This window comes from Gordonia sp. JH63 (genome assembly GCF_009856645.1).
Classification (GTDB): domain Bacteria; phylum Actinomycetota; class Actinomycetes; order Mycobacteriales; family Mycobacteriaceae; genus Gordonia; species Gordonia hongkongensis.
This window is the reverse complement of sequence record NZ_CP047235.1, coordinates 1,740,087-1,757,995: the sequence shown is the minus strand read 5'-3', so window position 1 is coordinate 1,757,995 and position 17,909 is coordinate 1,740,087. Positions and strand designations below refer to the sequence as shown.

The 17,909-nt window shown below is 70.8% G+C and carries 19 protein-coding genes; 2 read left to right on the top strand and 17 right to left on the bottom strand.

The features are described from left to right. Window positions 1-92: 92 nt before the first annotated feature. The 3 genes from GR168_RS07955 to GR168_RS07945 all read right to left on the bottom strand — a co-directional run bounded on the left by GR168_RS07955 (window position 93) and on the right by GR168_RS07945 (window position 2,876). Window positions 93-1,166, bottom strand: coding sequence for an anti-sigma-D factor RsdA (locus GR168_RS07955; RefSeq protein WP_159370465.1), 1,074 nt, complete (start codon window positions 1,164-1,166; stop codon window positions 93-95). Then, window positions 1,150-1,737 (bottom strand): sigma-70 family RNA polymerase sigma factor, encoded by a 588-nt coding sequence (locus GR168_RS07950; RefSeq protein WP_010841867.1) that lies wholly within the window; start codon window positions 1,735-1,737, stop codon window positions 1,150-1,152. The genes GR168_RS07955 and GR168_RS07950 overlap by 17 nt, the downstream gene beginning before the upstream one ends. 179 nt (window positions 1,738-1,916) lie before the next feature. Then, window positions 1,917-2,876, bottom strand: coding sequence for a hypothetical protein (locus GR168_RS07945; RefSeq protein WP_159370464.1), 960 nt, complete (start codon window positions 2,874-2,876; stop codon window positions 1,917-1,919). A 416-nt stretch (window positions 2,877-3,292) separates the two neighbouring features. Here GR168_RS07945 and GR168_RS07940 point away from each other — a divergent pair, with 416 nt between their 5' ends. After that, window positions 3,293-3,589: a WhiB family transcriptional regulator gene (locus GR168_RS07940; RefSeq protein ID WP_010841865.1), complete on the top strand. Its 297-nt coding sequence runs from the start codon at window positions 3,293-3,295 to the stop codon at window positions 3,587-3,589. Window positions 3,590-3,688: 99 nt separating this feature from the next. On the opposite strand, the gene groL is transcribed toward GR168_RS07940, so the two are convergent. From groL to alr, 8 genes are all read right to left on the bottom strand, one after another. After that, entirely contained in the window at window positions 3,689-5,305 is a 1,617-nt protein-coding gene (gene groL / locus GR168_RS07935; RefSeq protein ID WP_058250696.1) for a chaperonin GroEL, read from the bottom strand. A gap of 132 nt (window positions 5,306-5,437) precedes the next feature. Then, window positions 5,438-5,737 carry a co-chaperone GroES gene (gene groES / locus GR168_RS07930; RefSeq protein WP_004019185.1) on the bottom strand — a complete coding sequence of 100 codons (300 nt, stop codon included), beginning with the start codon at window positions 5,735-5,737 and terminating at the stop codon, window positions 5,438-5,440. A gap of 195 nt (window positions 5,738-5,932) precedes the next feature. Then, window positions 5,933-6,979: a tRNA (adenosine(37)-N6)-threonylcarbamoyltransferase complex transferase subunit TsaD gene (gene tsaD / locus GR168_RS07925; RefSeq protein ID WP_068970174.1), complete on the bottom strand. Its 1,047-nt coding sequence runs from the start codon at window positions 6,977-6,979 to the stop codon at window positions 5,933-5,935. Next, entirely contained in the window at window positions 6,976-7,485 is a 510-nt protein-coding gene (gene rimI / locus GR168_RS07920) for a ribosomal protein S18-alanine N-acetyltransferase (protein WP_065629901.1), read from the bottom strand. Before rimI ends, tsaD begins: the two co-directional genes overlap by 4 nt. After that, window positions 7,482-8,186 carry a tRNA (adenosine(37)-N6)-threonylcarbamoyltransferase complex dimerization subunit type 1 TsaB gene (gene tsaB / locus GR168_RS07915; RefSeq protein ID WP_159370463.1) on the bottom strand — a complete coding sequence of 235 codons (705 nt, stop codon included), beginning with the start codon at window positions 8,184-8,186 and terminating at the stop codon, window positions 7,482-7,484. The genes rimI and tsaB overlap by 4 nt, the downstream gene beginning before the upstream one ends. Beyond that, window positions 8,183-8,659: a tRNA (adenosine(37)-N6)-threonylcarbamoyltransferase complex ATPase subunit type 1 TsaE gene (gene tsaE / locus GR168_RS07910; protein ID WP_159370462.1), complete on the bottom strand. Its 477-nt coding sequence runs from the start codon at window positions 8,657-8,659 to the stop codon at window positions 8,183-8,185. Before tsaE ends, tsaB begins: the two co-directional genes overlap by 4 nt. Then, complete coding sequence (locus GR168_RS07905; protein WP_159370461.1) at window positions 8,656-9,792, bottom strand: alpha/beta hydrolase; 1,137 nt, start codon at window positions 9,790-9,792, stop codon at window positions 8,656-8,658. Before GR168_RS07905 ends, tsaE begins: the two co-directional genes overlap by 4 nt. Then, a complete protein-coding gene (gene alr / locus GR168_RS07900; RefSeq protein ID WP_159370460.1) occupies window positions 9,789-10,973 on the bottom strand; it encodes an alanine racemase in 1,185 nt (394 codons plus the stop codon). Before alr ends, GR168_RS07905 begins: the two co-directional genes overlap by 4 nt. 126 nt (window positions 10,974-11,099) lie before the next feature. On the opposite strand from alr, the gene GR168_RS07895 reads away from it, so the two are divergent. Then, window positions 11,100-11,624: a hypothetical protein gene (locus tag GR168_RS07895; protein ID WP_238995049.1), complete on the top strand. Its 525-nt coding sequence runs from the start codon at window positions 11,100-11,102 to the stop codon at window positions 11,622-11,624. On the opposite strand, the gene GR168_RS07890 is transcribed toward GR168_RS07895, so the two are convergent. The 6 genes from GR168_RS07890 to GR168_RS07865 form a co-directional block, all read right to left on the bottom strand. Continuing rightward, window positions 11,572-13,026 (bottom strand): NAD(P)H-hydrate dehydratase, encoded by a 1,455-nt coding sequence (locus tag GR168_RS07890; protein ID WP_159370459.1) that lies wholly within the window; start codon window positions 13,024-13,026, stop codon window positions 11,572-11,574. The two genes, GR168_RS07895 and GR168_RS07890, sit on opposite strands and share 53 nt — an antisense overlap. Window positions 13,027-13,035: 9 nt before the next feature. Continuing rightward, a complete protein-coding gene (gene glmS, locus GR168_RS07885; protein ID WP_058250703.1) occupies window positions 13,036-14,898 on the bottom strand; it encodes a glutamine--fructose-6-phosphate transaminase (isomerizing) in 1,863 nt (620 codons plus the stop codon). A gap of 100 nt (window positions 14,899-14,998) precedes the next feature. Further along, window positions 14,999-15,988, bottom strand: a complete 990-nt coding sequence (locus GR168_RS07880; RefSeq protein ID WP_159370458.1) for an alpha/beta hydrolase — start codon at window positions 15,986-15,988, stop codon at window positions 14,999-15,001. A 10-nt stretch (window positions 15,989-15,998) separates the two neighbouring features. Beyond that, entirely contained in the window at window positions 15,999-16,259 is a 261-nt protein-coding gene (locus GR168_RS07875; RefSeq protein ID WP_065629908.1) for a hypothetical protein, read from the bottom strand. Then, the gene (locus tag GR168_RS07870; protein ID WP_065629909.1) at window positions 16,256-17,383 is read right to left on the bottom strand and encodes a hypothetical protein; all 1,128 of its coding nucleotides are present in this window, start codon (window positions 17,381-17,383) and stop codon (window positions 16,256-16,258) included. Before GR168_RS07870 ends, GR168_RS07875 begins: the two co-directional genes overlap by 4 nt. Then, entirely contained in the window at window positions 17,380-17,760 is a 381-nt protein-coding gene (locus GR168_RS07865) for a hypothetical protein (RefSeq protein WP_065629910.1), read from the bottom strand. Before GR168_RS07865 ends, GR168_RS07870 begins: the two co-directional genes overlap by 4 nt. Window positions 17,761-17,909 lie beyond the last annotated feature (149 nt).

Sequence of the window (17,909 nt, the reverse complement as noted above, 5' to 3'; positions counted from 1 at the left end):
GCAACGACATGAGCGAGGCCCCGCACCGATCCGGTGCGGGGCCTCGCTCATGATCTCCACCGACCGTTCGGGCCGGCGATGGTGCGGTCGCGTCAGCCGATCGGCCGACCGGCGTCCACGCCCGGCGGCGGCGTCCACGGGATCTCGGGGAACTCGGCCGGGAAACGGGTGACCTTCGTGCTCGACGACGGCGTCGACGGTTCTGTCGGCTCGCTCGAGGGCGGGACCGACGACGGCTCCTGCGGTTCGCTCGTCTGCTCGGACGGCGTGGTCGGTTCATCCGTCCCGCCACCCGGCGGATTCGACGCGTCGGGCGCGGGCTCGTCCTCGGAGCTCCGGAGATCGGGTCGGGTCGGGTCGATCGTCCCGGGCTGTTCCGCACCGGTCGACGGTGCGGGATCGGTGGTCTCGGTCGGCAGACCCGCACCCGCGCGGATGCGGTTCATCCAGTCCGTCATCTCGTCGCGCATCTCGTTGTCCATCGGACCCATGCGCTCCTGCGCCTCGGCCAGCAGGCTGGCCGCCGCACCCGGATCACCGGCAGCGATCGCGGCCTCGGCACGCTCGAGGTTGTTCCGGACGTCGTGTGCCGCCTGCGTCTGCGACGCGGCCTCGGCGAACACGACCTGCTTGATGCCCCACAGCGGGTCGCCGGGTTGCGAGCCCTCGGAGAGCACGGTCAGGCCGGCTGCGGCGACGATGACGATCGCGGCGGCACCCGAGACGACGCGCAGGTGACGAACCATGCGGCGGCCGCGACTCGCGCGCTCGCTGGTCCCGATGGCCCGCTCGACGTCGTCGACGGACAGCAACTCGGGCTCCGGGGTGGACACGATCTCCGACCGCCAGCCGGACAGCATCTCGGCCAGCTGATACTCGGCCGCGTCGCGGGTCGGCACCGGTACATCCCGGGTCAGCGCGTCGAGGAAGTTCTCGTCGAAGTTCAGTTCGGAGAGGTCGAGCGCGTCGTCGGAAGCGGAGAGATCGAACGCGTCGAGTCCGGACTCCGCGTTCGAGGAGAACGGGTCAACCGGGCGGGGTCCGGGCCCGGCGGGCGCCGGGCCGCTCGAACCGGGCGCGCGACGGTGCGCCGGCGGCTGACCGGGTCGATTCGGCTGGTCACCACCGGCGACACGGCGTCTACGCCAATCAGACTGTCCGCTCATCGTGACCTCCTGTCCGTCTCAACTCGTCTTTCAATTTCGCCAGCGCTCGATGCTGGGCGACTCGTACTGCTCCCGCGGTGCTGCCGATCGCCTGCGCGGTCTCCTCCGCCGACATTCCGACGATCAACCGCAGGACCAGTACCTCGCGTTGCTTCTCGGGGAGGATGCCCAGCAGGGCTCTCATCCGCCTGCTGCCGTCGGCATCGATCGCGAACTGCTCGGGACCCCCGGTGACGTGTGAGACCTCGGGGATCTCCTCGACCGGGTCCGACTTCACCCGTGCCGCCACCCGCATGGCGTCGGCGACCTTGTGCGAGGCGATGCCGTAGACGAAGGCCATGAACGGTTTGCCCTGGTCACGGTACCGTGGCAACGCGGTCATCACCGCCATCAATGCCTCCTGCGCGATGTCGTCGGCGGAGAACAGATGCCGTTCCCCTACCCCGATGCGTCCTCGGCAGTAGCGCAAGATCGGTTCCTGCACGCTTTCGAGAACTGACGTGAGAGCTGCCCGATCGCCTTGGCCCGCGGCCCGGACGGCGTCGTTCAACTCACCACCTGTCAACTTCATCGCGCGTAGGAATCCCCGTGTTACAAGTCGGCCAACCGGTCTAATTGCCGGTCCTGGTCCGGGCCCCGGCACGGTGACGCCGCCGGTGGCGATCGTCGTGGCACGGACGCGGCTGGAGAGCGCGTTCCGGCGACGTCTCCGGCGGCGACGACGTGGCAGACCCCAACACACCTTAGCGATCAACCGTCCGGCATCAGCGCCATGCCCTTGCCGATCAGCGTGGCGCGGAGCCGGCGGTGGTGAACGGCCTCGTCGCCGGACGCGGCTCCGGTGCCCAGCAGCAGGCTCATCGCCGCCCACTCCAGGGGCAGGAGGGCCTCGTCGCGAGCGTCGGCGACGACGTCCCGCGCCGCGTTCGCGGTGCCACCCCGATCCCCCGCGCCCGCGGCGGCAGCCGCGGCAATCAACGCGGTCTTCACTCGATGGCGGGCCGGGACCGGAGTCGCCGCGTCGTGCATCTCCCGCACCAGCAGTGCCCCCGCTCGGGCGTGTTCGAGCCCGGACGCCACGTCACCGCGGTACAGACCGAGTTCGGCGCTCACCCATTCCCAGCGCAGGCGGCAGCGCGTGGCCGTCATCCAGTCCGCGTCCGCCGGCCGCCAGGACCACTGTTCGGGGTTCGCCCCGACCGGCCGCTCGTCCGTGGGATCGAGGACCGTTCGCGCCCGGTCGAGCAGCCGACGGGACGCATCGAACCGCAGCAGACCCAGATTGTCGGCCGCGAGCCCGACGAGTCCGTCCGCGACCGCCGCTCGGATGAGCGAGACCTCGCGTGGCCCGGGGCCCGGTGCACCCGGCTCGGCCCGGGCGCCGGAGATGCCGACGGTGAGGAGGGCTCGACCGTCGACCCCATGCGAGATGTGGTGTCGCCCGGCCTGGCGGATCAGAGAGGCCCGCGTGCTCTGACACAGCGACAGCACGGCGAGGTGGGGGTCGGTGGGCGCGGATACCCGCGCCCGTACACCGGCGACCCGTTCGAGGGACGCGAGTTCGGTGAGCGCGCGGGCGTAGTTCCCGTCCCCGCCGACGGAGACCGCCGCGGCCCACGCATACAGCAGCGGGACCACCGAAGGTCGCATCGAGGGGTGTCGACGCAGCTCAACGGCTTTGTCGAGCGTCGAGGAGGTGTTCTTGGTCACTCGATCTTTTTCGGTTTGCATGAATTTAACGAACGATTCCCAACGTTAATTCTCTGGACAGATCACGGGTGCATCATCGGAAGATTTCCGCCGTGTAAATCGGTTCGATCGACGTCACCACACCCCTACGTCCGACGCGCTGGACGGAGACCTGGACTAGGCAGCCATCATTGCAGGTCACACCGGGTCGGTCGCCCCGGTTCAGGGGGTACCGCAACGACGCATCCGCGCTGTGCTATCCAACCGCGATCACCTAACCCGCCGTTAACATTTCTGAGACTTTCGCAGCAATCCTGTCCCATTTCAGGGCTATTGACGCAATTTCTCAGGCCCGCTTAATGTGAGTTCAGCGTTGCAGGAAATCGACGTTTCCCACCGAAGCACCCCGGTGCGGCCCACGACAAGGAGTAGCTGTCATGCCTCAGCCCAATCATCTCCCCGGCCCCAACGCTGACATCTGGGACTGGCAGATGTCAGGACTCTGCCGCGGCGTCGACTCGTCGATGTTCTTCCATCCGGACGGCGAACGCGGCCGCGCCCGAGCGCAGCGTGAGCGACGCGCCAAAGAGATGTGCCACCAGTGCCCGGTCATCGCGCAATGCCGGGAGCACGCACTCGCGGTGGCGGAGCCGTACGGCATCTGGGGCGGACTGTCCGAATCCGAGCGCAGCATCTTGATGAAGCGGGGCGTCGGCCGCCGGATGGCCAGCTGAGGCCAGGGGCGTCGAACCCGACCAGACCACGACCCCGAGAGCCGGGCATCCCTGCGAGGATGCCCGGCTCTCGTGTTCGTCGAACTGCGCGGAGTTACGTCAGTGCGCGTGCCCGTGTCCGGCGTGACCGGCCGGTTCGTCGGCCGGCTGATCGGTAATCGCCGTCTCGGTGGTCAGCACCATGCGGGCCACCGACGCGGCGTTGACGACCGCCGACCGGGTGACCTTCACCGGGTCGATGATGCCTTCGGCGACGAGGTCGCCGTAGGACAGGCTCGCGGCGTTGAACCCCGAGCCCTCGGCCCCACCGGCGACCTTGTCGACCACGACCGCGCCGTCGAGTCCGGCGTTCGCGGCGATCCAGTAGAGCGGCGCCCGCGCGGAGTCGCGGACGACCCGCACGCCGAGGGCTTCGTCACCGGTCAGGGACTCGGCGAGGGCGTCGAGCTTCTTCGACGCCTGCACGATGGCCGAGCCACCACCGGGGATGATCCCCTCCTCGACGGCGGCCTTGGCCGCCGCGACGGCGTCCTCGACGCGGTGCTTGCGCTCCTTGAGCGCGGTCTCGGTGGCCGCACCCACGCGGATCACCGCGACACCACCGGAGAGCTTCGCCAGACGCTCGGCGAGCTTCTCCTTGTCCCAGTCGGAGTCGGACTGCTCGATCTCCCGACGCAGCTGCGCCGAACGGTCCGCGATCGCGTCCTTGGTGCCGGCACCCTCGACGAGGGTGGTGGCGTCCTTGGTGACGACGACGCGACGGACCGAGCCGAGCACGTCGAGACCGACCGTCGGCAGGCTCAGGCCGATGTCGGAGGAGACGACGGTTCCGCCGGTGACGATCGCGAGGTCTTCGAGGAAGGCCTTGCGGCGGTCGCCGAAGAACGGCGCCTTGACGGCGACGGCGCGGATCGTCTTGCGGATCGAGTTCACGACGAGGGTCGACAGCGGCTCGCCCTCGACATCCTCGGCGATGATCAGCAGCGACTTGCCTGCTTCGACGACCTTCTCCAGCAGCGGCAGGAAGTCCGGCAGGGAGCTGATCTTGTCGCGGTAGAGCAGGACCAGCGCGTCCTCGAGAACCGCTTCCTGGCTGTCGAGATCGGTGACGAAGTAGGGCGAGAGGAAGCCCTTGTCGAACTGGACGCCCTCGGTGATCTCGAGGTCGGTGCTCAGCCCCGAGCTCTCCTCGACGGTCACGACACCATCGGCGCCGACCGCGGTCATCGCCTTGCCGACCATCTCGCCGATCTCCTCGTCGCGGGAGGACACGGTGGCGATCTGGGCGATGGCCTGTTCACCGGCGACGGGGGTCGCAGCGGCGAGCAGGGCCTCGCTCAGCGCATCGGCGGCCTTGCTGATGCCCTGCCCGAGAGCGATCGGGTTGGACCCGGCGGCGACGTTGCGCAGGCCGGCCTTGACCATCGCCTGTGCCAGCACGGTCGCGGTGGTGGTGCCGTCGCCCGCCACGTCGTTGGTCTTGGTGGCGACGGACTTCACCAATTGCGCGCCGAGGTTCTCGAACGGATCGTCGAGCTCGATGTCGCGCGCGATGGTGACGCCGTCGTTGGTGACACTCGGTCCGCCGAACGCCTTGGCGAGGACCACGTGCCGTCCGCGCGGGCCGAGGGTGACCTTCACGGTGTCGGCGAGCTGGTCGATGCCTCGCTCGAGCGCCCGGCGCGCGGTTTCGTTGAATTCAATCTGCTTGGCCATGAATCACTTTCTGCAACGGGAGCCTGTCGGCGTAACGCACATCGCCCCGGTACCCCTGCACGGGGCGCCGGGGCGATGTGAGACGCGATGAAGGCTCGCGGGGTCTAACTCGGCCGGAGTTCGGTGCCGGTCCTACTTGCCGATGACGGCGAGGACGTCGCGCGCCGAGAGGATCAGGTACTCCTCGCCGGCGTACTTGATCTCGGTGCCGCCGTACTTGCTGTAGATGACGGTGTCACCTTCCTTGACGTCCACGGGGACGCGGTTGCCCTGCTCGGTGACCCGACCCTCGCCGACGGCGATGACGGTGCCTTCCTGCGGCTTCTCCTTGGCGGAGTCCGGGATGACCAGGCCCGACGCGGTGGTCGTCTCGGCCTCGACGGCCTGCACCAGGATCTTGTCCTCAAGCGGCTTGATGTTCACGCTCGCCACGATGTGAGTCCTCAACTTTCGTACTGAGAAAGAATCTGCACGTTCACGGCCCTGCAAAACCCCGTCGTCGCGGGTGTCCGAGGCTTCGGTCAGCGCCATCTAGCACTCTATACATGCGAGTGCCAGCACTCAAGGGTGGAGGCTGCAAAAACCCGGCCGTGTTCGCTCCCCGCGAAGACGGCCGGGCTCCGTCCGCTACAGCTGACTGACACGCACCGACATCGCCGGGTCCGACGCCACGGTCAGCGGCGAGGGCGCCGCGCCCCCGCCGATCACATGAGCGCCGAGCGTCGCGATCATGACGCCGTTGTCGGTGCACAGGCGCGGCTTCGGAACCCGCAGGTCGATCCCGGCCGCCGCGCATCGTTCCTCCGCCAGCGATCGGATGCGCGAATTGGCGGTGGCACCGCCGCCGAGGACCAGGGTGTCCACCCCGAGGTCACCGCAGGCCCGGACCGCCTTCATCGTCAGCACGTCCGCCACCGCCTCCTGGAACGAGGCCGCGACGTCCGCCACCGGTACCTCCACACCGTCGCGCACGCATTTCTCGACATACCGTGCGACCGCGGTCTTGAGTCCGCTGAAGGAGAAGTCGTGCCGCGAGTCGCGGGGACCGGTCATACCGCGTGGGAAGGCGATCGCACCCGGGTCACCCTCACGGGCGACGCGGTCCAGCGCCGGCCCCCCGGGAAAACCGAGATCGAGCAGGCGGGCGACCTTGTCGAAGGCCTCCCCGGCCGCGTCGTCGACCGTGGTGCCCAGTTCGACGATGGGCTCGGCGAGATCGGTGACGTGCAGCAGGTGCGTATGTCCACCGGAGACCAGCAGTGCGACGCACTCCGGCATCGGTCCGTGCTCGAGGGTGTCCACCGCGACGTGCCCGCCGAGATGGTTCATCGCGTACAGCGGTACGTCCCAGGCGAGTGCATAGGCCTTCGCCGCGGCCACCCCGACGAGCAACGCGCCGGCGAGTCCCGGCCCGATGGTGACCGCGATGGCGTCGGGGCGGTCGATCCCGGCCGCCTCCCGCGCCCGACGCATCGTGGGGACGATCGCCTCCAGGTGCGCTCGGGAGGCGATCTCGGGGACCACGCCGCCGAACCGGGCGTGTTCGTCCACGCTCGACGCGACCTCGTCGGCCAGCATCGTCGCGAATCCGGGTGTGTCGCCGTCGCCCGGCGTCCACCGGACGATGCCGACACCCGTTTCGTCGCAGGAGCTTTCGATACCGAGAACGATCACGCCGGGCCCTCCTCCGGTTCGAGCGGCCGGCCCGACACCGGGAGCCGCAACATCGTGTAGGCATCCGCGCCGGACGGCTGATAGTAGTTGCGGCGAAGACCCGCGGTGCTGAACCCGTGATGTGAGTACAGCCCGATCGCCACCTCGTTGTCGGTGCGTACCTCCAGGAACACCGCGGCGTCGTTCTCGTCCGCGACGGCGAGCATGGCCTCGAGCAGCGCCCGGCCCACTCCCCGTCCCCGATGGTCCGGATCGACGGCGATGGTGTGGATCTCGCACTCCCAGGCGTCGGGTTGCCCGAGCGTGGAGATCCCGGCGTAACCGATGACGTCGGCGCCGAGGCGCTCCCGAGCCGCGAAATAGGTGTTGTACGGGGCGTTGAGTTCGGCGCGGAAAGCCGCGGCGGGCCAGGGCGAGTCGTCGGCGAACATCCGCCGTTCCAGCGCGGCGCAGCGCGGGATGTCACCGAAGGTGAGCGCGTCGATGACCAGCTCCGGTGTGGTCATCGCGCCACACCCGCCCGGCGGGCCTTCTGCTCGACCGCGTCGGGGCGTCGTAGATACAGCGGCACAAGGGGTTCGGGTTCGGCGCCCGCGACGATGTCGGCGGCGGCCGCCATGACCACCCCGCGTACGGTCGGGACGCCGGCCGCGGGTGGATCACCGGTCCAGCCGGCGAGTTCGAGGTGGACCGCCGAACCCGCCACCGCACCGATCCGCCCCCCGGCGACATCGGGGGCGAGCTCCTCGGCGACCACCCCGGGCGCGGTCACCTCGGGCCCGCGCACACGGCGGCCACCCTCGTAGAGCGCCCAGTAGACCTCGCGCCGGCGCGCGTCGGTCACCACCAGAGCTCGCGATCCTGCGTCGTCCGGACCGGCGTCGACGGCAAGCGCATCGAGGGAGCACACGCCGTACGCCGGTATCCCCAGCGCGTCGGCGAAGGCGGCGCCGGTCGCCATCCCCACCCGGAGTCCGGTGAACGGCCCGGGCCCGCAGCCGACGACAACCGCGGTCAGTTCGGTTCGGGCCGTGCCGGATTCGGCAAGACACTCGGCGACCAGGGTGGTGAGCAGTTCGGCGTGCCGCCGGTGGTCGGCGACCACCCGTTCGGCCAGCACGCGCACCTCACCGTCGCGCAGTTCGGCCACTCCGGCCACCACCGAATCGGTGGCGGTGTCGACCGCCAGCACCAGACCCTGACTCATTCCGCGCTCACCCACTCCCACTCGGCGTGTCGCACATCGGTTTCGGTGTCCCGTCGCAGCCGCACGACCAGATGCCGGTCGGCGAGCCGCTCGGCCACACCTTCGCCCCACTCGACGACGACGACCGCCTCGTCCAGGTCGGAGTCCAGGTCCAGGGCATCCAGTTCGTCGAGCATCCCGGAACCGCATCCCGTACCGCCGAGCCGATAGGCGTCGACGTGGACCATCCCCGGGCGGTCGGGCCGGCCCGGCCGGTGCTCGCGGGCGATGATGAACGTCGGCGAGGTCACCCGCCCCTCGACGCCGAGACCGGCACCGATCCCGCGGGCCAGCGCCGTCTTTCCCGCGCCCAACGGACCGTCGAGGATGACCACGTCACCTGCGGACAGGGTCGACGCCAGCTCGGCGCCGAAGGCCTCGGTGTCCTCGACCTCGCGGAGGTCGCGCGTACCCCGGGGACCCACGCCGCTCATCGGCGGCCTCGCTTCCACCAGCGCCGACGAGGGGCCGGCAGAGCGATCCGCGCGCGATCCACCAGTTCGGCGATCGCGTCGCTGACGAGCCGGGGCTCCTCCATCTGGACCATGTGGCCGGCGCCCTTGGCGACGACCAGGCGGGAATCGGCGCCCAGTTGGGAGTACATCCGGACCGAATTGCGCAACGGCGTGAGCCGGTCCCGGTCTCCGCACACGACCGTGGTCGGCACCTGGGCGACCACCGGCAGGGCGGTCGACTCGTCGTGGATCTCCAAGGCGTGCAAGAAGTTCACGATGGTCTCGATCGGCGTGCTCTGGATCATCGTGTCCACCGCGGCGCCGAGGGCCGGGCTGTAGAACGTCGGCCCGAAACTCGCCGCGACCAGCACCGGTTCGAGGGCGGCGCGGGTCAGTCCGCGGCCCGCCTGGACCAGTCGCGGCGCGCGGCGCACACTCATCCGGAAGGCATCCACCACCGGATTGCGCAGTCCCTCACCGAGTCCGGCGTCGGTGACACCGCGCGACGCCGTCGCCACCAGCGCCACCCCGGCGACCGGACCGTGCGATGAGAACAATGCCGGGTGCCGGCGCGCGAGCCCCATCAGCGTCATCCCGCCCATCGAATGACCCACGAGGACAACGGGTCCCACGGGTACGGTGGCACGGATCACCGCCGCCGCGTCGTCGGCCAGCTGCGCGATCGTGCAGGTCTCGGTCGGGGCCGGGTCGCTCTCCCCGTGCCCCCGGTGATCGAAGAACACCAGCCGGTAGTTGCGATCGTGCCACTCGGCGGCGAGTTGCTCGCGCTGGAAATGCCAGCTCGACAGCCGGAGGCTGAAGCCGTGCACGAACACGATCGTGAGGTCGGGCACGGAGCCTTCCGACACCGTCCCGAGGTCGACGATCCGCACCGCGAGATCCAGCCCGTCGTCGGCGGTGACCGTGGTCCCCCGCTCGCGGTAGAGCGCGGTGAGATCGACATCGGCGTGCGGGTCCGGACGGCCCACCACGCTCTTGCGGGCGATGTTGCGCGCTGCCCCGACGGCTGCCATGCCGCCCAGGGCGGCGACCCCCGCCACCCCGGCCAGCAGTCCGACCCGGTCGGATTCCACCACTGCTGCCTCGCTCACTGTCCGGTCCCCATAGACTTCGTGGTTGCCGTTGTCTCGGCGGCGAGCCCGACCTGCCTCTCGCCGAGGTAACGACGGACCACGCGCGTCCCGACCTGGGAGACGATCTCGTAGTCGATGGTGCCGATCGCGTCCGCCCAGTCCTTCGCGGTGGGGCCGCCCGAGGCGCCGGTGCCGAACAGTTCGGCCTGGTCCCCCTCGCGGACACCCGCGCCGTCGGGTCCGAGGTCGACGACCAGCTGATCCATGCAGATCCGGCCCACCCCGTCGAACATCCGCTCGCCGATCCGGACCCGGATCCGGCCCGACAGCAGTCGCGGCACGCCGTCGGCGTACCCCGCGGCGACCACGGCCACCACCGTGTCGCGCGGCGCGATCCACGTCTCGCTGTAGGACACACCCTGCCCAGCGGCGACCTTCTTCACGAGCGCGATGGTCGCGGTCAGGGTCATCGCCGGGATCAGCCCGAAGTCGCCGCGTGCCGGTACCGGGGTCCGGCCGTAGACGGCGATCCCCGGCCGTACCAGGTCGCGGGCGAGATCCGGACGGGTCAGCGCCGCAGGCGAATTGGCGATGTGGACCACCTGCGGTGCAGCGCCGAGGCGGGCCAGGTCGGCGACCGCGGCGTCGAGCCGCTGCGCCTGCGCGTCGTTCAGCGGGTGCTCGGGTTCGTCGCCGCGCGCGAGGTGGCACATCGCCGCACGCAGGGTCACCGAGCCGTCGACGTGCGCCTTCGCCACCCGCTCGGCGAAATCCGCCCACTCGTCCACCGCGACGCCGCTGCGATTGAGGCCGGTGTCCACCTTCGCGGTGACGACCGCCGACCGACCGGTGCGGTGTGCCGCCGCAATCACCGCGTCGAGCTGGGAGATCGACGAGAGTGCGATGTCGATGCCGTCGACGATCGCTCCGGCGAAGTCGGCTCCCGGCGTGTGCAGCCACGCGGTGATCGGGGCGTCGATGCCGGCGGCGCGGAGCGCGGCGGCCTCGGTGAGGTGCGCGACCCCGAGTTCGGCGGCGCCGGCCGCGAGCACGGCGCGGGCCACCGGCAGGGCGCCATGGCCGTAGGCGTCGGCCTTCACGACCGCCATCACGTCAGCGCCCGAAGCGGCGCGCAGCACGCCGACGTTGTGGGCGATCGCGCCGAGATCCACGGTCGCGGTCAGAGCAGGGGAAGTCATCGTCGACCATTGTCCCAGATCGCCGGGTGCGGCTCGTCCCGGCTGCCTCCGGCGTGAGGTGCGCGTCGTTCTGCGGAGATGGTCTGAGTAGTCACACCGATGCGCGGCGTCGGGCAGGACGGTTGAGTGGACCCCGACGCTGATCCCGAACCGCCGCATCCACCGGAAGTCACCATGTACACGAACTCGAATCCGCAGGACCCCGCCGTTCTCACCCCGGTCGGCCTGCGCCCAGCCCACGACCTCGCCGGCTTCACGCCCGCCGGCTTCGTGCCCGTCGACCCGGTCGTCCCGCCCGCGCCTCCCGGTCGGCCGGGCCTGCGCGCATCGCTGACGTCGTGGGCCGCCAACACGATCGGGTGGGTGGCGTTCGCCACGGCCGCGGTGCTCTTCCTTCTCGCCCTCGGGCACGCCATGGCGGGCGAACCCGCCGACGGGTACGGGGTCGCGGCTCTCGTCGCCTTCGGCGTGGGAGTACTCATGACGATCGTCGCCTGCGCGGGTCTCGTCGTGTCATTCGTCCAGCGGGTCAGGCACGGCGCCTTTCGGCGCCCGGGCGTCATCGCCGACGCGATCGTGCTGTCGTCGGTCACCGCGTTCAGCGTGCTGACGGCGCTGTACCCGCTCGCGTTCGTGCTGGCGGCGTGGTGAACTCGCGGATCGCCGGCCGCAGCGCCCCCAGCAGCGTCGACGCCCCGATCGGCGCGCCGCCACTCGCGAGCTGCGCCGCCCGGGCGTGGACGCGCGCGGCCGACGCACCGGCGACCAGCGGCGACCTCCCGGCGGCAAGCAGGGCCCCGGCGATCCCCGACAGGACGTCGCCGGCCCCGGCGGTCGCCGCCCACGACGACACGGCGTCGTTGCCCAGGACGTGACCCGTCGGGTCGGCGACCAGCGTGATACGTCCCTTGAGCAGCACCGTGACGCCCCACCGCGCGGCGAGACCGGAGACGGCGGTCAGACGGTCGGCGCCCAGTTCGGTACCGGTCAAGCGGGCGAATTCGCCGGCGTGCGGGGTCAGCAGCGTCGGTGCCGTCCGCCCGTCGACGAGCCCGGGGTCGCGGGCGATCAGGGTGAGCGCGTCGGCGTCGGCCAGGACCGGCAGATCGGTGTCCAGGACGGTACGCAGGGTCGTCGCGGCCGCATCGTCGGTACCCATGCCGGGGCCGAGGACCCACGCCTGCACGCGTCCGGCACCGGCGAGGTCGGGCGTGGCGACGACCTCCGGCCACTGCGCCACCACCTCGGCGTGGGCGGAGCCGACGAACCGGGTCATTCCCGAGGTGGCGGTCACCGCCGCGCCGGTGGCGAGGACGGCCGCACCGGGGTACCGATGCGACCCGGCGATCACCCCGACCACCCCCTGCGTGTACTTGTCGTCCCCGGGACCCGGTGTCGGCCAATCGATCTCGTCGTCGGTCAAGGTGGCGAGCGCCGAATCGGCGGGGTCGCCGAGGCCGATGTCGACGAGGACGACCCGCCCGCACTGTGGGGCGGCGAGCAAGTGCGCGCGGCGACGGAAGCCGAAGGTGACGGTGATGTCGGCACGCACCGCCGGGTCGTGGACCTCACCGGTGTCGGCGTCGACGCCAGACGGCAGGTCGACCGCGACGACGGTGGTTTCCGGACCGACCACCGCGAAGACCTCGGCGGCGTTCGCCCGCAGCGGCCCCCGGCCACCGAGTCCGACCACGCCGTCGACGATCACCTCGAGGCCGTCGGGTAGCCGCTCGCCGATCCGTCCGCCGGCGGCGCGGAATGCCCGCAGCCCGGCGGCGTGGGCGCGGTCCGGGGCGAGCAGGACCGCGTCGACCCGCACGCCGCGGCGGCACAGCTCGGCACCGGCGAACAGCGCGTCGCCGCCGTTGTCCCCCGCACCGACGACCAGCCCGACCGACCGTCCATAACATCCGCCGGTCCGGCTCAGCTCTGCCGCGATCACCCGGGCGACGCCGTGCGACGCCCGGCGCATCAGCACGCCGTCGCTGAGCAGGTTCCCCGTCGCCCGCTCGGCGGCGCGGACCTCATCGGCCGTCAGGTACCGGATCGGCATGCGGAACCGCTATTCGACGGTCACCGACTTGGCCAGGTTCCGCGGTTTGTCGACGTCGTAGCCACGGGCCTGCGCGACGCTCGCCGCGAACACCTGCAGCGGCACGGTCGACACCAGCGGTTGCAGGAGCGTCGGCGTCTTCGGGATGGGGATGAACTCGTCGGCGACGGCACGGGCGGCCGCGTCGTCGGGCTCGGCGATGACGATCGTGCGGGCTCCGCGGGCCTGGATCTCGCGGATGTTGCTGACCATCTTCGAGTGCAGCACGGCGCGGCCGTCCGGCGAGGGCATGACCGTGATCACCGGGAGCCCGTCCTCGATCAGCGCGATCGGCCCGTGCTTGAGCTCGCCGGCCGCGAACCCCTCGGCGTGCATGTACGCGAGTTCCTTGAGTTTGAGAGCGCCCTCGAGCGCCACCGGATACCCGACATGCCGGCCGATGAACAGCACCGTGTTGTGGTGCGCCAGCGAACGCGCCAGCTCCCGGACCGGCTCCATCGTGTCCAACACCTGCGCGACCGAGTCGGTCATCGCCTCGATGGCCGCGAACTCGCGGGCGACCTCGTCGGCGTACTTCGTGCCGCGTGCCTGCGCAAGCGCGAGCCCCACGAGATAGGCGGCGACGATCTGCGCGAGGAAGCACTTCGTCGACGCGACGCCGATCTCGGGGCCCGCGTGGGTGTAGAGAACCGCGTCGGATTCCCGGGGGATCTGTGCCCCGTTGGTGTTGCAGATCGCGAGGACGCGTGCCTTCTGGTCCTTCGCGTGCCGGACCGCCTCGAGCGTGTCGGCGGTCTCACCGGACTGCGAGATGGCCACCACCAGGGTCGACCGGTCGAGAACCGGGTCGCGGTAGCGGAACTCACTGGCGAGTTCGATCTCGACCGGGAGGCGCGTCCAGTGCTCGATCGCGTACTTGGCCAGCAGCCCGGCGTGGTAGGCGGTGCCGCAGGCCACCACGAACACCTTGTCGACGTCGCGCAGATCGTCGTCGGTCAGGCGTTGCTCGTCGAGCACGATGCGACCGTTCTGCAGGTGCCCGAGGAGGGTGTCGGCGATCGCGCGCGGCTGCTCGGCGATCTCCTTGAGCATGAAGAAGTCGTAGCCGCCCTTCTCCGCGGCCGCGAGATCCCAGTCGATGTGGAACGGCTTGCCGTCCCGGGCGTTCTCGTCGAAGTCGGTGACCGTGTACGAGTCGGCGGTGATCACCACGACCTCGTCCTGGCCGAGCTCGACCGCGTCCCGGGTGTGTTCGATGAAGGCCGTGACGTCCGACGCGAGGAACATCTCGCCCTGCCCGACACCCACCACGAGCGGGGTCGACCGCCGCGCGGCGACGATGGTGTCCGCGTGGTCGGCATGGGTGAACACGAGCGTGAACGCACCTTCGAGGCGACGCAGCGCCGCATACGCGCTCGCCACGAAGTCGCCGGCGGTCGGCCCGAACGCGTAGTACTTCGACACGAGGTGCACGGCGGTCTCGGTGTCGGTCTCGGACACGAACTCGATGCCGTCGTCCTCGAGTTCGGCACGTAGCTCGGCGTAGTTCTCGATGATGCCGTTGTGGACGACGGCGAGCTTGCCGTCGTCACTGGCGTGCGGATGCGCGTTCCGATCGGTCGGCTTGCCGTGTGTGGCCCACCGCGTGTGTCCGATGCCGGTCGTGCCCGACAGCGACTCGCGCCCGACCGTGGCGATCTGCTTCTCGAGGTTCTCCAGCCGGAGTGCCTTCTTCTGGATCGCGGTGCTTCCCTCGCCGTCGAGGATCGCGACGCCCGCCGAGTCGTACCCGCGGTATTCCATCCGCCGCAGCGCGTCGACGACGATGTCCAGGGCATCGCGCCGCCCCACGTATCCCACGATTCCACACATAGCTAGTCAGGGTACCTGCGGACGCGCGAGCGGCAGCGCGGCGCGTCGGGTGCCGAGCGGGGGTCACAGCAGGCCGCCACCGGGTACCGCGGCACGGACGTCACTCGATGGTGTCGGGCACCACCGCGTTCGGGGCCCGGGACGGCACCGGACTCGCCGCACGGCGGCGTTTGCGCTCTTTCGCGCCGAGCAACTTGGCGATCTTGTCCTGGATCTCCGGCGGATCGTCGAGGTCCACCGCGGGCACCTTGCCGAGCTCGGTGTCGGCGTCGGCGAAGGCCTCGTACCGGCTGTCGTCGTCGAGGGTGTGCAGCAGGAATCCCGTGGTCAGGGCGCGTGCGGCGGTGTGCGTCTTCTTGTCGGCGCCGTTGCCGCCGAGGAGTGATTTGATCGACCGGTGCTCGATCAGCCCGCGGGACGTCGCGGCCGGCGGGGTACGCAGCACCACACCGGGACGGGGATCGGCGGCCGACTCCGACCCGTACGCCTGTGCCAGGGGCAGGGCGTTGCCGTCGATGGTGTCGAGTTCGCCGATCGCCGACACGATGAGTCCCGGAGCACTCACCCGGCGGGCCGCGGGCAGGAGTTGCGCAGTCGTCGGCGCAGGGAACAGTGCGACCACCCCCCGGGCCGACGGTTGCGGCTGACCGTGCAGCACGCCTTCCGACGCGGCCAATACCGCTGCGGCGGCACCGAAGCCGTGGCCGGCGAACCCGATCTTGCGCGGGTCGACGGTGATCTCGCCGAAGCCGAGCGGGACCCGGGTCACGATCGACAGCGCTGAACGGAGCTGGGCGGCCATCGTGTCGTCGGACGCGAGCAGGCCTCGCTGACCCGCCGGGACGGCGACGACGATGCCCCAGGACGCGAGGTGGTGGCACAGGTCGCGGTAGCGCTCGACCGACGTCATCCACCCGTGCCCGAACGCGATGGCGGGGAGTCGTTCGCCCTCGGCGGGAGTGAACACGACACCCGGGGTCCCGACGATCCCGAGGTCGCCGCGCAACACGCGATGGGGGCCGCGTCGGGCGAGCGCCTTCATCAGCTTCGCGGGCGACTGCGTCGGCTTCTGCTGCTTCTTGCCTGGCACAGCAGACAGCCTATGTGTTGCGCGGCGGCAGATGGGGACTGGCGTCGGCCACGTCGGCCGGCAACATGATGCCCGGGGTGGCGTCCGCGGCGTCGGCGGCGTTCTCGAGGTCGTCCCGGAGTTGCTGCGTCTCCGACCGCACCGCGTTGCGGCCATGCTCGTCCATCGCGAGTTCGAGGTCCCGCTGTCGAGCGGAGAACACGTGTGACGCCTCGGCGACGCCGGCGGTCGCGGTGCGGGCGAGGGCCTCGATCTGGTCGGCGAGGTTCACTGGTCACCCGCCAACGCCAGATCACCCGACGATCGGTCCGGCGATGCCTCCGGTTCCGGCCCCGACCGATTCTGTTCCGACCGATTCGGTTCCGCGGCTTCGGTTTCGGCGACCGCCCCGGTTGCCGCCTCGACGGTGGCCGAGGCCGTCGGCCCCGACGCGACGGGCGCGTCGTGTCCCTCGGCGCCGCCCAGCCGGAACGGGACGTCGACGCCGTCGTCGCGGGATGCGCGCGCCGACTCGTCGGGCTCCGACGACCGTACGGACGCCGGGGGCTCGGACGCGGCGACACCTGACATCGACACCGGGGGCTCTGATCGTGCCGCGGCGGTCGCCGCCCCGGTTTCCGCCGGTCGGGCATCGGTGGTCGATTCGGCCATCCAGGTCTGGGGTCCCGGTGCGGGCGCGGCGACGGTCTGCGCCGGTGCCGCCGCGGACGGTGATCCCGGCGACACGACCGGGACGGCGCCCGGGTGCCCGGCGTCGACCGGATAAGCCTCGTCGTCGATGCCGTCGACGGACCGGTTCAGGAGGTCGAGGATTCCGGCGATCCCGCGGGTCGTCGTCTCGAGCGAGGTGCTGAACAGGGCCAGCCGGGACGAGATGTCCTCGACCGCCACCCCGATCGGCACGCGACCGGTGAGCACCGCCTGCGGCAGTTCCGCCGGCGGCACCCCGGCCGCGGTCGGTGCCGACAACCGGGCGACGGTCAGATAGAAGGTGCGCAGCAGGCGGTCGATGCCCGACGCCGCGGCCGAGGTGGCGTCGGTGAGGGTGCGCAGGATGTGCAGGTCCGATTCGGCGCGACGCTGATGGTCGATGACCGTCGTGAGGGCGACAGTCGCGGACTCGCTGTTCCAACCGTCGTCGAGGCGGACCTGCTGTTCGGGGAGATGGTGGAGTTGTTCGGACACGGCCCGGTGCGCCGACACCAGGGCGCGGCTGTCCGCGGACAAGGCCGCGATGTCGAATCCGTCGACCACGCGGAGTCCGTTGCGGAGGGTGGCATCGTCGGGGGCGGCGACCCCCATCAGACGCCCGGCCGCCACGAGTTCGATCAACGTCTCGACGCCACCCCGGGCGTCGGACCTCAGCACCGACAACGAGTCCGCGCCGCGCCTCACCGGCCGTCCACCCCCGAGGGCGGCAGCGCTCGCGAGATCTCGTCCGCCACGCGCCGATCCCCGTCCGCCATGGTCAGCGCACTGTTGCGGAGAGTGTCCGCGAGCGCCGCAGCGGCCGTGGCCTGCACCCGTAACCGGCGCGACAGGGTCGCGCTCATCTCGGCGTACGCCGCGGCCGACGGCCCGAAGGCGACCGTGTTCTCGTCTCCTGCGATCGACTCCCGAGCCCAGGTCCCGAAGTCGTGTGCGGCCAGATCGTCGGCGACCGCCGACAACACCAGCGAGGACCTGCGGTAGTACGCCGACACCGCGGACACCTGGGCGGTGTCCATCGAGATCGGGCGCGACCCGACACCGTCCGCACCGTCGCCGTTCATGTCACCCCTCCCCGACGCGCGTCCGCCAGTTCACTGCCATCCTCCGAGCGGCCCTGCATTCTTGGACGCACGGCAGCGGCCGCCGGTTCCCGGGAATTCTCCGGACACGCAGGGAATTGTCGCGTACGGAGGGGCGAGGCGCCAGTGCG

Bases quoted from the DNA above. Each gene is read 5' to 3' on its own strand.
- tsaB (WP_159370463.1), bottom strand. From the start codon at position 8,186: ATGAGTCAGGGTCTGGTGCTGGCGGTCGACACCGCCACCGATTCGGTG.
- GR168_RS07955 (WP_159370465.1), bottom strand. From the start codon at position 1,166: ATGAGCGGACAGTCTGATTGGCGTAGACGCCGTGTCGCCGGTGGTGAC.
- groL (WP_058250696.1), bottom strand. From the start codon at position 5,305: ATGGCCAAGCAGATTGAATTCAACGAAACCGCGCGCCGGGCGCTCGAG.
- glmS (WP_058250703.1), bottom strand. From the start codon at position 14,898: ATGTGTGGAATCGTGGGATACGTGGGGCGGCGCGATGCCCTGGACATC.
- GR168_RS07940 (WP_010841865.1), top strand. From the start codon at position 3,293: ATGCCTCAGCCCAATCATCTCCCCGGCCCCAACGCTGACATCTGGGAC.
- alr (WP_159370460.1), bottom strand. From the start codon at position 10,973: ATGACTTCCCCTGCTCTGACCGCGACCGTGGATCTCGGCGCGATCGCC.
- GR168_RS07865 (WP_065629910.1), bottom strand. From the start codon at position 17,760: ATGAACGGCGACGGTGCGGACGGTGTCGGGTCGCGCCCGATCTCGATG.
- GR168_RS07890 (WP_159370459.1), bottom strand. From the start codon at position 13,026: ATGCCGATCCGGTACCTGACGGCCGATGAGGTCCGCGCCGCCGAGCGG.
- rimI (WP_065629901.1), bottom strand. From the start codon at position 7,485: ATGACCACACCGGAGCTGGTCATCGACGCGCTCACCTTCGGTGACATC.
- tsaE (WP_159370462.1), bottom strand. From the start codon at position 8,659: ATGAGCGGCGTGGGTCCCCGGGGTACGCGCGACCTCCGCGAGGTCGAG.
- GR168_RS07950 (WP_010841867.1), bottom strand. From the start codon at position 1,737: ATGAAGTTGACAGGTGGTGAGTTGAACGACGCCGTCCGGGCCGCGGGC.